This window comes from Pseudomonas sp. HLS-6 TE3448 (assembly GCF_053629555.1).
Genome location: NZ_JBRJIO010000001.1, coordinates 2,995,427 through 3,010,431 on the forward strand (window position 1 = coordinate 2,995,427; position 15,005 = coordinate 3,010,431).

General features: G+C 60.4%; 11 protein-coding genes and 1 other RNA gene. All 12 read left to right on the forward strand.

Going from position 1 to position 15,005, the window contains the following annotated elements:
• The first annotated feature begins 2 nt into the window (after positions 1 to 2).
• The 12 genes from ligA (at position 3) to recR (ending at position 14,148) form a co-directional block, all read left to right on the forward strand.
• Positions 3 to 2,369 carry an NAD-dependent DNA ligase LigA gene (gene ligA, locus AB7M23_RS13870; protein WP_454241081.1) on the forward strand — a complete coding sequence of 789 codons (2,367 nt, stop codon included), beginning with the start codon at positions 3 to 5 and terminating at the stop codon, positions 2,367 to 2,369.
• 111 nt (positions 2,370 to 2,480) lie between these two features.
• An RNA gene (ffs, locus tag AB7M23_RS13875) (signal recognition particle sRNA small type) lies at positions 2,481 to 2,577 on the forward strand.
• A gap of 196 nt (positions 2,578 to 2,773) precedes the next feature.
• On the forward strand, positions 2,774 to 4,834 hold the full coding sequence (gene dnaX, locus AB7M23_RS13880; RefSeq protein ID WP_454241082.1) for a DNA polymerase III subunit gamma/tau: 2,061 nt from the start codon (positions 2,774 to 2,776) through the stop codon (positions 4,832 to 4,834).
• Between the two features lie 70 nt (positions 4,835 to 4,904).
• Positions 4,905 to 5,231 (forward strand): YbaB/EbfC family nucleoid-associated protein, encoded by a 327-nt coding sequence (locus AB7M23_RS13885; RefSeq protein WP_065760970.1) that lies wholly within the window; start codon positions 4,905 to 4,907, stop codon positions 5,229 to 5,231.
• A gap of 292 nt (positions 5,232 to 5,523) precedes the next feature.
• Positions 5,524 to 5,991, forward strand: a complete 468-nt coding sequence (locus AB7M23_RS13890; RefSeq protein ID WP_454241083.1) for a CS1 type fimbrial major subunit — start codon at positions 5,524 to 5,526, stop codon at positions 5,989 to 5,991.
• 781 nt (positions 5,992 to 6,772) lie between these two features.
• Positions 6,773 to 7,237 (forward strand): CS1 type fimbrial major subunit, encoded by a 465-nt coding sequence (locus tag AB7M23_RS13895; protein ID WP_454241084.1) that lies wholly within the window; start codon positions 6,773 to 6,775, stop codon positions 7,235 to 7,237.
• A 169-nt stretch (positions 7,238 to 7,406) separates the two neighbouring features.
• Positions 7,407 to 9,944, forward strand: coding sequence for a CS1-pili formation C-terminal domain-containing protein (locus AB7M23_RS13900; protein ID WP_454241085.1), 2,538 nt, complete (start codon positions 7,407 to 7,409; stop codon positions 9,942 to 9,944).
• A gap of 31 nt (positions 9,945 to 9,975) precedes the next feature.
• Complete coding sequence (locus tag AB7M23_RS13905) at positions 9,976 to 11,190, forward strand: hypothetical protein (RefSeq protein WP_454241086.1); 1,215 nt, start codon at positions 9,976 to 9,978, stop codon at positions 11,188 to 11,190.
• A 39-nt stretch (positions 11,191 to 11,229) separates the two neighbouring features.
• The gene (locus AB7M23_RS13910; protein WP_256587581.1) at positions 11,230 to 11,970 is read left to right on the forward strand and encodes a fimbrial biogenesis chaperone; all 741 of its coding nucleotides are present in this window, start codon (positions 11,230 to 11,232) and stop codon (positions 11,968 to 11,970) included.
• A 4-nt stretch (positions 11,971 to 11,974) separates the two neighbouring features.
• Entirely contained in the window at positions 11,975 to 12,511 is a 537-nt protein-coding gene (locus AB7M23_RS13915; RefSeq protein ID WP_454241087.1) for a CS1 type fimbrial major subunit, read from the forward strand.
• Positions 12,512 to 12,717: 206 nt separating this feature from the next.
• Positions 12,718 to 13,446 (forward strand): pilus assembly protein, encoded by a 729-nt coding sequence (locus tag AB7M23_RS13920; RefSeq protein WP_065760961.1) that lies wholly within the window; start codon positions 12,718 to 12,720, stop codon positions 13,444 to 13,446.
• 99 nt (positions 13,447 to 13,545) lie between these two features.
• Complete coding sequence (recR, locus tag AB7M23_RS13925; protein WP_065760962.1) at positions 13,546 to 14,148, forward strand: recombination mediator RecR; 603 nt, start codon at positions 13,546 to 13,548, stop codon at positions 14,146 to 14,148.
• Positions 14,149 to 15,005 lie beyond the last annotated feature (857 nt).

Here is a 15,005-nt window from a genome sequence, read left to right on the forward strand (position 1 = left end):
ACATGACCGTCGAAACCCGAATCCTCGCACTACGTGCCGAACTCCAGCAGCACAACCGGCGCTACTACGAGCAGGATGCCCCGAGCATTCCGGATGTCGAGTATGACCGCCTGTTCCGCGAACTGCAGGCCCTGGAAGCCGAACACCCCGAACTGGTGACGGCCGACTCGCCCACCCAGCGGGTCGGTGGCGCAGCGCTGTCGGCCTTCAGCCAGGTGCGCCATGAAGTGCCGATGCTGAGCCTGGGTAACGCTTTCGAGGAAAGCGACCTGCGTGACTTCGATCGACGGGTGGTCGAAGGGCTGGAGCTGCCAGCGGGCGACCTGTTCGGTGGCGGTGCGGCCGTGGAGTACAGCTGCGAGCCGAAGCTCGATGGCCTGGCGGTCAGCCTGCTCTATCGCGATGGCCTGCTGGTGCAAGGCGCAACCCGTGGCGATGGCACCACCGGCGAAGACATCAGTGTCAACGTGCGTACCGTGCGCAACATTCCGCTCAAGCTAGAGGGGGCAGGGTGGCCGGCCGTTTTGGAGGTGCGCGGTGAAGTGTTCATGTCCAAGGCGGGCTTCGATCGGTTGAACGCCAGCCAGATCGAAAACGGCGGCAAAACCTTCGCCAACCCGCGTAACGCCGCCGCAGGCAGCCTGCGTCAGCTCGACTCGAAAGTCACCGCGAGCCGGCCGCTGGAGTTCTGCTGCTATGGCCTGGGGCAGGTCTCGGCAGACATTGCCGACACCCATGTCGGCATTTTGCAGCAACTCAAGGCCTGGGGCTTGCCGATCAGCCACGAACTGAAACTGGCCGTGGGCGTGGCGCAATGCCTGGACTACTACCGCGACATCGGCCGTCGCCGCAATGACCTGCCCTATGAAATCGACGGCGTGGTGTTCAAGGTCAATAGCCTGGCCTATCAGCGCGAGTTGGGTTTTCGCGCGCGTGAGCCGCGTTGGGCGATTGCCCACAAGTTCCCGGCCATGGAAGAGCTGACCGAAGTCCTCGACGTGGAATTTCAGGTGGGCCGTACCGGCGCGGTGACGCCCGTGGCGCGCCTGAAGCCGGTGAAGGTCGCCGGGGTCACGGTGGCCAACGCGACCTTGCACAACATGGACGAAGTCGACCGGCTGGGGTTGCGGATCGGAGACACGGTGATCATCCGCCGTGCTGGCGACGTGATTCCTCAGGTCATGCAGGTGGTGCTTGAGCGGCGCCCGGCAGATGCACGCCCGGTTCACATTCCGCACACCTGCCCGGTGTGTGGTTCGCACGTCGAGCGTACCCAGCTGGTCAAGCGCAGCAAGGGCAAGGAAACCGTCAGCGAGGGCGCCGTCTACCGCTGTGTCGGGCGCCTGGCGTGTGCCGCGCAGGTCAAGCAGGCGATCATCCATTACGTCTCGCGCCGAGCCATGGACATCGACGGGCTGGGTGAGAAAAGCGTCGAGCAACTGGTCGACGAAGGCCTGATCCGTTCGCCTGCCGATCTCTACAGCCTGACCTTCGAACAGATCGTCGACCTGGAAGGGTTTGCCGAGTTGTCCAGCAAGAACCTGCTGGCGGCCATCGAGCAGAGCAAACAGCCCGCGTTGGCGCGGTTCATTTATGCCTTGGGTATTCCCGATGTCGGCGAAGAAACCGCCAAGGTGCTGGCACGCTCCCTGGGTTCGCTGGCGCGGGTGAGGGTGGCGTTGCCTCAAGTGCTGACCTACCTGCCGGACATCGGCCTGGAAGTGGCCCATGAGATCCACAGTTTCTTTGGCGACGCCCACAACCAGGTGGTCATCAACCAATTGCTCGGCGCCGGCATCGCCTTGCAGGATGAAGGCGAGGTGCATGCCGAGTTCGCTGCCAGCACCACCCTGGCAGGCCTTATCGAAAAACTGAACATCCCGGGTATTGCCGCGACCGGCGCCAGGAACCTGGCCGAAAAAGCCGGCAGCCTCGAGCAGGTGATTGCGCTAAGCCGCGACTGGCTCGAACTGAGCGTCATGAAAGGCCTTAACGAAAAGGCCAAGCAGGGCTTGCGTGAATTTTTCGCCGTACCGGACAACGTAGCCCAGGCGCTTGCTATCGAGGCGCAATTGTCTGAGTTCGGCATGCACTGGGCCAGTGAGAAAAAAGTCGCCGAAGGCTTGCCGCTGGCCGGCCAGACCTGGGTGCTCACCGGTACCCTGGAGCGCATGAGCCGCGACGTGGCCAAGGTCAAGCTGGAAGGGCTGGGTGCCAAGGTTGCCGGCTCGGTCTCGGCCAAGACCCACTGCGTGGTCGCCGGCCCCGGCGCAGGTTCCAAGCTGGCCAAGGCCAATGAACTGGGCCTTCAGGTGATGGATGAGGACGCCTTTGTCGTCTTCCTTGCCAGCCGCGGCATCGAGGCATGAAGCCAAGTCCTTGAGAAACGTTGGTTTTTTCTTGAGGCAGAGGTTGTAACTTGGCGCAAGACCGGTACAATGACGCGGCTCGTCGCTTGATGAGCCGCGTAGTGGTGGCCCCATCGGTCCCCCCGCAACGATTACCCGTCAACCTGGTCAGGCCCGGAAGGGAGCAGCCATAGCGGGAACATCGTGTGCCGGGGTGTGGCTGGTGGGGTCGCCTCCATTTAGAAAGTCCCCCTCCTTTTATTTATTCTCTCAGACAGCGCTTTTGCTGTGTGAGCGGTCGGCTTTTCGACGATTGAGCCGCCTGTTGCCTGTCCTCTTGCACAGCGTAGACGACACCGGATGCAATTTTGCCCCCGCTCCGCTAGCATTAGCCCTCTTCAGCTTCTGGATCGCGACGGTTTTCGATGAGTTATCAGGTTCTTGCACGTAAATGGCGTCCGCGCTCGTTCCGCGAAATGGTCGGCCAGACCCATGTGCTCAAGGCCCTCATCAACGCGCTGGACAACCAGCGCCTGCACCACGCCTACCTGTTTACCGGTACCCGGGGTGTGGGCAAGACCACCATCGCGCGCATTATTGCCAAATGCGTTAACTGCGAAACCGGCATCACTTCGACCCCGTGCGGCACCTGTTCAGTCTGCCGGGAGATCGACGAAGGGCGTTTTGTCGACCTGATCGAGATCGACGCCGCCAGCCGGACCAAGGTCGAGGACACCCGCGAACTGCTCGACAACGTGCAGTATGCCCCCAGCCGTGGGCGCTTCAAGGTCTACCTGATCGACGAAGTCCACATGCTCTCCAGCCACTCGTTCAACGCCTTGCTCAAGACGCTGGAAGAGCCGCCGCCTTACGTCAAGTTCATCCTCGCCACCACCGATCCGCAGAAACTGCCAGCCACGATTCTGTCGCGCTGCCTGCAGTTCTCGCTGAAAAACATGACCCCGGAGCGCGTCGTCGAACACCTGAGCCATGTGCTGGGTGTCGAGAACGTACCGTTTGAAGACGATGCGCTGTGGCTGCTCGGCCGCGCCGCCGACGGTTCGATGCGCGACGCCATGAGCCTGACCGACCAGGCCATCGCCTTTGGTGAAGGCAAGGTGTTGGCCGCCGATGTCCGGGCGATGCTCGGTACCCTTGACCACGGCCAGGTCTACGGAGTGCTCCAGGCACTGCTTGAGGGCGATGCCAGGGCATTGCTCGAGGCGGTTCGGCAATTGGCCGAACAGGGCCCGGACTGGAGCGGTGTGCTCGCTGAAATGCTCAATGTGCTGCACCGCGTGGCCATTGCCCAGGCCTTGCCCGAGGCGGTCGATAATGGCCAGGGTGACCGCGAACGCGTGCTGGCACTGGCGCAGGCACTGCCTGCCGAAGATGTGCAGTTTTACTACCAGATGGGCCTGATTGGCCGCCGTGACCTGCCGCTGGCACCCGACCCGCGCAGTGGTTTCGAGATGGTGCTGTTGCGGATGCTGGCCTTCCGTCCGGCCGATACCCCGGACGCACCCAGGCCAACGCTAAAGCCAGTGGGGATCAGCCAGGCCACAGCTGATTCCACGGTAGCAGTGGCTGCGGCCACCGCTATGCCGCCGGTACAGGCGCCCGTGGCTGTGGCCGAGTCACCAGCCCCTGTGCCGGTCTTGCCCGCTGAGCCTGAGCCTGAGCCTGAGCCTGAGCCGGTTGCAGAACCCGCTCCCGTTGTGTCGGTACCGGCTGAGGCCGAGATCGATCTGCCGTGGAACGACCCGCCCATGGCGCAGCCTGCTGTAGAGCCAGAGCCAGAGCCAGAGCCAGAGCCAGTCGCTGAAGCGGACGTGGTCGAGGCCGTGCAGCCTGTTGTTTCAGTAGCGGCGCCGGTGCAGGAAGCGCCACCACCGCATGATGATGCCAGCTACAGCCCGGCGGGCATGGAGCGTGACGACGAGCCGCCGCTGGACGAGGATTACTACGAACCTGAGCTGGACCCAATGGGCTACAGCTACCTGGACGAGCTGGCCAGCGAAATGGTGCCCGCCGTTGCCGAGCCTGAACCGGTAGTCTTGCCGGCCGCCCAGCCGGCCACCGGGCTTGCGCTGCAATGGTTGGAAATGTTCCCTGCGTTGCCGGTTTCCGGCATGACCGGCAATATCGCCGCCAACTGCACCCTGATGGCCGCTGAGGGCGACAATTGGCTGCTGCATCTGGACCCAGGGCAGGGCGCGTTGTTCAACGCCACCCAGCAACGTCGCCTTAACGACGCGCTGAACCAGCACCTGGGGCGCAGCATCAACCTGGTCATTGAACTGATCCAGCCCCAGCAGGAAACCCCGGCCCAGGCCGCTGCGCGTCGCCGTGCCGAGCGCCAGCGTGATGCTGAAGCGTCAATTCATGCTGATCCGTTCATCCAGCAGATGATCCAGCAGTTCGGTGCCGTGGTGCGTGAGGATACTATTGAACCTGTGGACGCTTTGGTTGGCCAAAGCGAGTAACTGAATGACACTGGCGGCTTGGAGCGTGCTCCTGGCCGTATTCCGTAATGTGATACTTGAGGTGATCCCCATGATGAAAGGTGGCATGGCCGGCCTGATGAAGCAGGCACAGCAGATGCAGGAAAAAATGGCCAAGATGCAGGAAGAACTGGCCAATGCTGAAGTGACCGGTCAATCCGGTGCAGGCCTGGTCAGCGTGGTGATGACCGGGCGTCACGACGTCAAGCGCATCAGCATCGACGACAGCCTGATGCAGGAAGACAAGGAAGTCCTCGAAGACCTGATCGCCGCCGCCGTCAACGACGCGGTACGCAAGGTCGAGCAGAACAGCCAGGACAAAATGGGCAGCATGACCGCCGGCATGCAACTGCCGCCGGGCTTCAAAATGCCGTTCTAAGGCATCAGTCGCAAAAAAATGCCAGGCCAATGCCTGGCATTTTTTTGTTTGAACATTAGAGATTGCTTGTAGGCAAATGATGCGAAATTGAAAATCCTGAGGAAAATTCCTACTTCCTTCAAGCTCTGCGCCTACATAAGTGCGGCAGAAGGATGTCGATAATGTGCGCATTGGTTGGCAGCGACTGCGATCTGAATGATAGCGCTGCAGGCCATGAACAGGGGGCGCCGGTTGGCGTTTCTGTTAAGCCTTACTAACCGCTTGAATTCGTACATTATCAAAGGTGCACATCATGAAATACTGGATCATCCCGTTCGCCATGCTCGCTGCCGGCAGTATTTTTGCCAGTAACACCGTTCGCAAGCAAGTTGAAGTCATTGCCCATATTCCGGCCGCTGCGTTTTATGTTGTGGCTGAAAACGGCTGGGATACTCGGGCGCAAGAGTTGAGCTACAACGTTGTAACCGAAACGCTGAGGCCAGTGACTCAGCGCCTGATTGCCAAGAGCACCACCGGTGCCATTGAGGCCCGGCTTGAAGGCCCGGCCCAGATCAATAGTGGCGCTGATGCAATCAACCTTAATGTCAGCATCAATGGGGTTGATCTGGACAGTACCGCCAAGGTTGTGGTGCCTGATAGTCAAAGGGGCAACCAGGTGTTCATTCCGATCGAAATCTCTGCCCAGGCGGGCCCTTATGCGCCGGGTAGTTACTCGGGCATGGTCAACATGACCTTTGAAACACCGCTTGTTTCGCGCTGATTGCTCAGCATATAGCGCTTCTGCCAAACCCGGGGTTCGCACTTGATGCAGTGCGAACCCCAGGTTTTTTCGTTTAGGTCTACGGCACCCCACCGAAGCCATCGTCCTGTAGGAGCCGGGCTTGCCCGCGATGCAAACGCCGCGCACTCACTGACATCCCCGCCGAAGCCATCGCAGGCAAGCCTGCATCCTGTAGGAGCCGGGCTTGCCCGCGATGCAAACGCCGCGTACTCACTGACACCCCACCGACGCCATCGCAGGCAAGCCAGCTCCAACAGAGCCCGCGCCAGCCTGTAGGAGCCGGGCTTGCCCGCGAGGCAGGCACCACGCACTCGCTGACACCCCACCGACGCCATCGCAGGCAAGCCAGCTCCAACAAAAACCGCGCTTGCCCCCGATGCAGGCACCACGGACTCACTGAAACCCCACCGAAGCCATCGCAGGCAAGCCTTGCTCCTACAGAATGACCGTGTTGCCAACAAGTGTGGCAGGCGCTGCGTGCGTGCTGATACCCCACTGATCCTATCGTAGGCAAGGCCTGCTCCTACAAAGGTGTAGTCACGGCTTATGCGCTTATCGCGGGCTTTAGTAAGAATATTCCTACATTTTCTGAGCTTAGTACCTACATCTTGCGTGTAAAGCAATCGCCATACTGTGCGCATTGGTTAGCAGTGATGAATGTCTGACAGAAAGCGCTGTAAGCCATAGACAGAAACTTGCTTATGTAAGGCTGTCGATTGCATCAAACACATCGTTTCTCGAAATTCCCTGTGGAGTTCAAATGAAAAAGTTTATGGTTGTTCCTTTCGCCATGCTCGCTGCTGGTAGCGCCTTTGCTGTTCAGACGGAAAGCAAGGCAGTTGATATCACTGCTAATATTCCAACCGTTGCATTCTATGTTCAGGCCGACACGGGCTGGGATACTGCCCCTCAAGCATTGCCTTATAACGCGATTACGCAGACTTTGACGCCAGTTCAGCAGCGTTATGTTGCCAAGAGCACCACGGGTGCCATTAGCGCCAAACTCGACGGTGTGCCGCAAATCAACAGCGGCGCAGACGCCATTCTCCTTGATGTTGAGTTTAACGGCATCAGACTGACTACTACCAGCACGGAAGTTATCCCGGCTGCTGCTGCCGCTACAGAATCGATCGTGGGGTTCAAAGTTGCTGCCCAGCCCGGTCCATATCAGCCTGGTAACTACAGTGGCACTATCAACATGACGTTTGAAACTCCAGATCCTTGATGTTCTAGTTGTAACCGCTACACCGTCTCTAGTTTGAATGCCTGGGGGTATTGTGTTCCCCCTCGTGCCCCCAGGCTGCTGTTGCGCTTTTCCCGTTTAAACCTCCCCATCTTTAATTGTTCGCGCTTGTTTTTGCGCGAGCCGGGGACTTATTGCCCGAGAGATGATCATGACAACTTTTCCGTACGCCAAAAGTTTGTTAGCGCTTGCACTTGCCGGTGCATTGAGCATTGGGCTGGGTACGGCTCAGGCCAACCAGCAGCCCTCGAGCGCAATCTCGCTGCTGACTCAGGCCCAGGGCCTGCCGGCGGAGTTTCGTGATCATTTCTTTGATGTACCCCTGGCCGTACGGGTCGACCTCGACGGCCGTTTCATGGCAGAAGCCATGCTGATTCTCACCCGTGACGAGAAGGTTCAACTGCTTGAGTACACCGATACCCACGAGTCGGAGGTTTCGGCGCAGGTGTTACAACAGTGGTTGGCCACTTTGAACGAACCGCAGCTGTTGGGCGATTGCACCAAAAAATGCGCCAATGGCCTCTTGGCCCTGCATTACAGCCTGGCCAACTCGCAGCTGTCGATTCTGACCCAGGCCGCCGAGCGTGATGCCAGCCTGGCGCGTTTTCATGCCTTGCCCGAGCAGGGCAGCCACGGCGTGCTGCTGCGCAACCAGTTGAACCTTTCCGGCGGGGAGCGTGACGTGCATGGCACCTACACTCTGGAAGGTGTAGGCAGTGTAGGGCAGTGGACCACCACGGCCCGTGGCCAGGTGGACCGCAGTTCGGGCACCGGCGGCCAGATGCAACGCTACCGGGTCAGTGACCTGCACGCCGACCGCCTGGTCGATGACCGGTTCTACCGTTTGGGCTACTTTGCCCCGAGCGCTCAAGGGCTTACCCGTCAGCCGAACACCCTGGGCAGTCGCCCGGAGGGCATCGTAGGGTTCATGTTCGGCTCGAACGACAGCCTGGTGATCAATGACGGCCAGGCCAGCACCACCCCGATCTACGTCACGCCCAACCGCCCGGCCACGGTCGAGGTGTACCGTGATGGCTCGTTGATCTACACCCAGGCCGTGCAACCAGGCCTGCAAACCCTCGACACGCGCAGCCTGCCGGGAGGTATCTATGAAGTGGAAGTGCGCCTGATTGAAGATGGCGAGATCACCTCGCGTAGCGAAGAGTTCGTGTACAAGCCACGCAACTGGTCGAACCCGGACCAGCGCTGGCGCTACAACGCCTACCTGGGGCAAAGCCAGGACCTGTTGAGCAATTGGCAGGATGACCGGGCCAAAAGCCTTGGCGCCGGGGTGATGGCCAACTACCTGCTGCACCCGCGTGCCGTGCTGGGGCTTTCTACCGAGCGCGTCAACGACGCCATGCAGTACGGCACCTCGCTCGACTGGGACATCAAAGACAACGTCAAGCTGTACGGTAACCTGCATCACACCGAAAACCAGGGCAATGGCTACGACCTGCAAAGCATCTATGCCCACAAAGGCGGCAGCGTGGTCCTCAGCCACAGCCGTTCCTGGATAGAGACCACCACCGGTAACTCGGTAGACCGCCTGAACAGCCGTGCCAAGCGTGAAGTGCGCGAAACACAACAGAATTCGCTCAGCCTGCAGCAGCGCCTGGACGACAAGAACAGCGCCAACCTGCGGGTTAACCACAGCACGGGTGCCAACTCGGGTGTGGGTGTCGACCTGTCCTGGGTGCGCCGTGGCATGGTCATGGGCTCGGATGCGACCTGGCGTTTCTCGGTATTCGACCGCCCCGGCAGTGCCAGCAGCGGTGGGGCGCGTAACCGCGGCGTCGATGTCAGCCTGACCATGAGCCTGGGCAGCGATGGCAGCCGTGCCTATGGCAGCCTTGGCAGCCGCACCGGCCGTGACGGCAGCCGCGAGCACAACGCCTCGCTCAGCTATCAGCAGCAACTCGACCACGGCGTGCTGCGCAGTGTGACCGGTACGCTGAACGCCGACAGCTTCGGCGTGGGCGTTGGTTCCAGTGCAGAACTGCAGGGCCGTGCGATGTCCGGTTCTGCCCACCTGCAAACCTCATCGTTCAACAACGAACTGAGTGGCGGCCTGAACCTGCAAAGCACCGTGGGCATTGGTGGCGGCTCAGTGGCCATGAGCGGCGACACCGGCCTGATGCAGTCGGCCATGGTGGTGGATGTCGAGTCCGACTTCACCGACCTGGAAATGCAGGCCTACGACCAACAGGGCTTGGCCAGCACCCTTAAACCGGGGCGCAACCTGGTCCCGGTGTCGGCGTACAAGTCCGGCAACCTGCAGTTCGACTTCAACGGCGCTGCGGCGCCTGCGGCGGTAATTCAGCCGGCCTCGGCCAGCTACCACCTGAACAAGGGCGGTGTGGCATACCAGAAAGTGCGGATCATGCGCACCGTGACCGTGATCGGTCGGTTGCTCGACAAGAGCGGCGAGCCGCTGCGTGGCGCGATGGTAATCAACCATGCCAGCCGCAGTGTCAGTGAGGCCGATGGGTTCTTCTCGGTGGAAATGAGCGAATCCACGCCTACGCTGGAAGTGCGGCACAAAGGTGGCCAGCAGTGCTTCCTGCGCCTGGACAAAGACCGCTACGAGCGTGAGCACGATGTGCTGCTGGTCGGCGACCAGACCTGCACGCCTGAGCGGGTGGCAGCGGCAGAACCCGCCAAGGCGCCAAGCGCCAAGCGTGGCTAACCTTGACGACAACGACGATGGAGAGGTCGGTATGAAACCGATGAAAACAATGCGCCTGGCGGCGCTTTCGCTGGCGCTGCTGGGTGGCGCCGAGGCCGCGTTCGCATCCGTGGTGACGATTACGGCGGAGTACCGGCCTTCTTCTACAAATACGCGGTTTAAGAATACGACGCCGATTAGTGGGTTTTGTAATGCTTGGCCAAGTTATCCGCAGTGCACGAATGATAATCACTCGATAGCGTTAGGTATTGATTATATTAAAAAAAATTTCAGGCTTGCACCTGATATTCTAGATCGGTTCTATGTTTCTCTGCCCGGGGCAGTGGATTTTCAGGTTAGAAATACTGCTTCCAATGAAACGCATGCATTGAATTTTTCAATAACTAACTTTAGTGCTCATGTTGCTGGTGGGGCTGATGATCTTCCTTCGCCAATTTTAACTGCCTATGTAGATGGGGGGTGTGGTTATATTATGGCGGTAGGTTATTCCGTTTGGGGGCGCGCGCTTTGGAGTGTAAGTAATCCTGCTAACCCGACGCCCTGTCACTCAACTTCTCTTCATGGAGTTGAGGGTGCTGAATTGAATTCACCCGTTACTGAATTTTCTGTCGGCTATGCGCTGACGACACCCAACCCCCTTGCCATGGGTGCCGGTATCTATGAAGGGCAAATTCAATTCAGTGTTGGCAGCAACGGGCAGCCAGGGGATATTGGCCTTGGTAATGGCGTCTCGGGCAGCCCGCCCTCTACCGTGACACTTAACTTTGTGCTCGATGTACAACATGCCTTCGAACTGCAGTTTCCGGCCAACTCCGACAAGGTCATCCTCGAGCCGCCAGGTGGCTGGATGCGCTGGCTGAATGGCGGGCCTGCTCCCGAGAAGTTGGTGCGCGACCTGCCGTTCCGGATTACCAAAACCGGGCCGATGTCTGTTTTCATGGAATGTGAGTACCCAGTCGGCCTCTCATGTGGTGTTCGAAACCCCCGCAATAATCACATTGCTGCGTTGGATATAAAAATGTCGCTGCCCGGAGGCCTTCAGCTCCATAACGGCCAGGCGGTAGAGCGCCACCCGATCCCGACCGGGCGCATGCAGCGGCTGCGTGTCGAGACGGCGACGCCGGTGTTCAACCAGCCCGGGGCGCTACATTTTGCGACGGCCCCCGGTGAGGCGGCAGCGATGGTGCAACACCCGGGAGACACGTACCGGGGGAATGTCACGGTGGTGTTCGATGCCTTGCTCTAGCACCTGGGGTGCGAGGTGAGGCGGCTCAAGAGGAGCGTAATGGCAATGATCAAACGTCAGTTGTGGGCAGCGCTGCTGCTTGGCCAGGCCTGTGTGGCGCAGGCCATGCCCGAGCTTTACGTCGGCACGTTGTATGACTACCTGGGCGCAGAGCGCAGCACGATGCAAAAGCGCTTGAACAACATCGGCAGCTCAACGGCCTTTGTCAGCGTGTCGGTGGCCGAGATGCATTTCGATCACGACGATAAGGTCAAGGAAACCCCGCTGGATGGCCAGGACAGCGGGCAACGGGCGCTGGTGGCAACGCCTTCGCGGTTGATCATTCCGGCGCAGGGCATGCAGAACGTGCGCCTGCTGTTTCGCGGTGACCGGACGGTGGAGCGCTACTTTCGCCTGCGCTTCAAGCCGGTGTTGCCCAAAGGCGAGGATGAGTTTGCCCTGAGTAAAGAAGAAGCCGCCCAGTACCAGAAAACCCTTGCAGCGGACGTCAGTGTGCTCAAGGGCTTTGGCACGGTACTGCTGGTGGCACCGCGTAACGTCCGCTATGCCACGGTGCTGGATGACCAGCCGCGTATGTTCCGGGTGCGTAACAACGGCACGGCGTCGGTGGTGTTGGAGTCGTTCAAGGACTGTGACAGCAAGGGCGAGCAGTGTACTGCCCCGTATACCTACCATGTGCGGCCCGGGAAGGTGCGTGAGTTCACCAAGCAGGCCGGGCGCACGTACCAGTTCGAGCTGCGCGAAGGCGAGGCCCTTAAACCCTACGCGCTTAAAGGCTGAGTGAGTGTTGTTGGCCGGTTATGCAGTGGCCTGGGGTTGGCATTGCCGGGCCTGTATCTGTGAATTTTTTAGTGAGCCTATTATGAAAAAGTACTTGGCTATCCCGTTAGCATTGCTCGTCGCGGGCAGTGCAATGGCAGTGGATGTTCGGAAACAGGTTGAGGTCATTGTTCAGGTTCCGTCGCAGTCGTTTTATGTTCAAGCTGAAGGCGGTTGGGACCAGCGCAGCCAGGCGCTGAGCTATAACGTGATGCAGCAGCGCCTGCGACCGTTGACCAAGCGCTATATCGCCAAGAGCGTTTCGGGGGGCATCCAGGCCAGGTTGGTCCAGCAGCCGGTGATTACCAGTGGTTCGGATTCAATTCCGCTCACTGTGAAGGTGAACGGCAGAGAGCTGAACCTGATCGCTCAAGAGGTGCTTTCGGCCGCCGACAGCAGCGTGCAGGCGTACATGCCGGTGCAGATCTCTGCCGCTGACGGGCCCTATGCGCCCGGCCAGTATCAGGGGTTTGTCAATCTGATCTTTGAAACACCCTTGTGAGTGATGTGGCGCCGGGTGCTGAGCGTGGAATGTGTGGTTTGGCAGTGTCTTTGGTAGTGCCCTTGGTAGGAATAGTCCTACACCTCTAGCGGAATAGCCCGGTATGTCCGCGGCTGTTTGTTTGGAAGAATCTGCCTCGCCGGTTAGGGATCATTGCATGCCGGTTAGTTGGTTGTTTCCAAATACCATTAACAAGGGTTTATGCCATGAAAAAACTACTGATCATTGCCGCTGCGCTGTTGTTGCAACCCTGGGCTGCCCAGGCGATGCCACGCCTGAACATCGGCGCCCTGAACGATTATCTCGATGCCTCCAAGACCACTCAGGTCAAGCGTATCTACAATGGCGGCACCTCAACGGCGTTCGTCAAGGTCAGCGTCTGGGAACTGGTGCGTGGGCCGGACGGCAAGTTCCGTGAAGTGTCCCTCGATGGCCAGGACAGTGCCAGCCGCTCACTGGTGGTAAGCCCCGCTCGGTTGATTATCCCTGCCTCTGGCATGCAGTCGGTGCGTTTGTTGTACCGAGGTGAGCGCGACCGCGAGCGTTACTACCGTCTGCGCTTCAACCCCGTGGTGCCTGAGGTTGGTGATGGCTTTGAGGTGAATGCCGACGGTGCCAAGGACTACAAGGACAGCCTGGAAGCCGGTGTGCAGGTCATGGCGGGTTTCGGTTCGCTGTTCTACGTGCGCCCAACGAACACCCAGTTCAAGGTCGATATAGATGAGCGCCAGGGCAAGCTGGTGGTGCGTAACAATGGTAACGCGACCGTGGAACTGGACCGTTTCCGTGCCTGCGAAAGCAAGGGCAAGAACTGCGCCTCGGCTGTTGTGCACCGTTTGCTGCCAGGGGCTGTGCTTGAGTTCGATAAAACCGGCGGGCGCAGCTATGCCTTCGACCTGATCGAAGGCGAGAAAAAGACCGAAATCGAACGCTAAGTAACCCTTGGGCAGGGTGGCGGGGGGCGTTGCCGTGGATTTGACGCCACCCCGGCAGCCGGGTATAAACCGCGTTTAGTCGCGTTCAGGCCTTTTCCCATGAGCTTCAGCCCACTCATCCGACAGTTGATCGACGCCTTGCGTACCTTGCCGGGTGTCGGTCAGAAAACGGCGCAGCGTATGGCGCTGCACTTGCTGGAGCGTGACCGCAGTGGCGGTGCGCGCCTGGCGCTGGCACTAAGCCAGGCCATGGATGGGGTTGGGCATTGCCGCCAATGCCGAACCCTGACCGAGCAAGAGCTCTGCCCACAATGTGCCGACCCGCGTCGTGACGACAGCCTGCTGTGTGTGGTTGAAGGGCCGATGGACGTGTATGCGGTGGAGCAGACCGGTTATCGGGGGCGTTACTTTGTGCTCAAGGGCCATTTGTCGCCGCTCGACGGTTTGGGCCCTGAGGCTATCGGCATCCCGCAGTTGATGGCCCGCATTGCCGAGCAGAGCAGCGTGCGTGAAGTGATCCTGGCCACCAACCCGACGGTGGAAGGGGAGGCGACTGCTCATTACATCGCCCAGTTGCTGGCTGACAAAGGCGTCGTCGCATCGCGCATTGCCCATGGCGTGCCGCTGGGTGGTGAGCTGGAACTGGTCGACGGCGGTACCTTGGCGCATTCGTTCGCCGGGCGTAAACCAATCTCGCTATAGTCGCTGTACGAAAAGCATCGCACTCACTGGTACCCCACCGACGCCATCGCAGGCAAGCCAGCTCCAACAGGGCCCGCGCAACCTGTAGGAGCCGGGCTTGCCCGCGATACGGACGCCGCGCACTCACTGGTACCTCACCGACGCCATCGCAGGCAAGCCTGCTCCAACAGAGCCCGCGCCAGCTGTGGGATTGGGTCTTGCCCGCGATACAGACGCCGCGAACTCGCTGGCACCCCACCGAGGCCATCGCAGGCAAGCCAGCTCCAACACGGCTCGCGCTGTAGGAGCGGGTCTTGCCCGCGATGCAAACGCCGCGCACTCACGGGCACCGCGCCGAGGCCATCGCAGGCAAGCCAGCTCCAACAGGGCCCGCGCTGTAGGAGCGGGTCTTGCCCGCGATGCAAACGCCGCGCACTCACGGGCACCCCACCGACGCCATCGCAGGCAAGCCAGCTCCAACAGGGCCTGCGCCAGCTGTAGGAGCCGGGCTTGCCCGCGATGCAGACGCCGCGCACTCGCTGGCACCGCGCCGACGCTATCGCAGGCAAGCCAGCTCCAACAGAGCCCGCGCCAGATGTAGGAGCGGGTCTTGCCCGCGATGCAGACACCGCGCACTCACTGGCACCCCACCGACGCTATCGCAGGCAAGCCAGCTCCAACAGGCCCCGCGCCAGCTGTGGGAGCCGGGCTTGCCCGCGATGCAGACGCCGTGAACTCACGAGCACCGCGCCGAGGCCATCGCAGGCAAGCCAGCTCCAACAGAAAGTGCAACCTGTAGGAGCCGGGCTTGCCCGCGATGCAAACGCCGCGAACTCACTGGCACCCCACCGAGGCCATCGCAGGCAAGCCAGCTCCAA

What these genes read in the sequence shown, in the direction of transcription:
- AB7M23_RS13910 (WP_256587581.1), top strand. Translation starts at nt 11,230, where the DNA reads ATGGCAATGATCAAACGTCAGTTGTGGGCAGCGCTGCTGCTTGGCCAG.
- dnaX (WP_454241082.1), top strand. Translation starts at nt 2,774, where the DNA reads ATGAGTTATCAGGTTCTTGCACGTAAATGGCGTCCGCGCTCGTTCCGC.
- AB7M23_RS13920 (WP_065760961.1), top strand. Translation starts at nt 12,718, where the DNA reads ATGAAAAAACTACTGATCATTGCCGCTGCGCTGTTGTTGCAACCCTGG.
- AB7M23_RS13885 (WP_065760970.1), top strand. Translation starts at nt 4,905, where the DNA reads ATGATGAAAGGTGGCATGGCCGGCCTGATGAAGCAGGCACAGCAGATG.
- AB7M23_RS13905 (WP_454241086.1), top strand. Translation starts at nt 9,976, where the DNA reads ATGAAACCGATGAAAACAATGCGCCTGGCGGCGCTTTCGCTGGCGCTG.
- recR (WP_065760962.1), top strand. Translation starts at nt 13,546, where the DNA reads ATGAGCTTCAGCCCACTCATCCGACAGTTGATCGACGCCTTGCGTACC.
- AB7M23_RS13900 (WP_454241085.1), top strand. Translation starts at nt 7,407, where the DNA reads ATGACAACTTTTCCGTACGCCAAAAGTTTGTTAGCGCTTGCACTTGCC.
- AB7M23_RS13895 (WP_454241084.1), top strand. Translation starts at nt 6,773, where the DNA reads ATGAAAAAGTTTATGGTTGTTCCTTTCGCCATGCTCGCTGCTGGTAGC.
- ligA (WP_454241081.1), top strand. Translation starts at nt 3, where the DNA reads ATGACCGTCGAAACCCGAATCCTCGCACTACGTGCCGAACTCCAGCAG.
- AB7M23_RS13890 (WP_454241083.1), top strand. Translation starts at nt 5,524, where the DNA reads ATGAAATACTGGATCATCCCGTTCGCCATGCTCGCTGCCGGCAGTATT.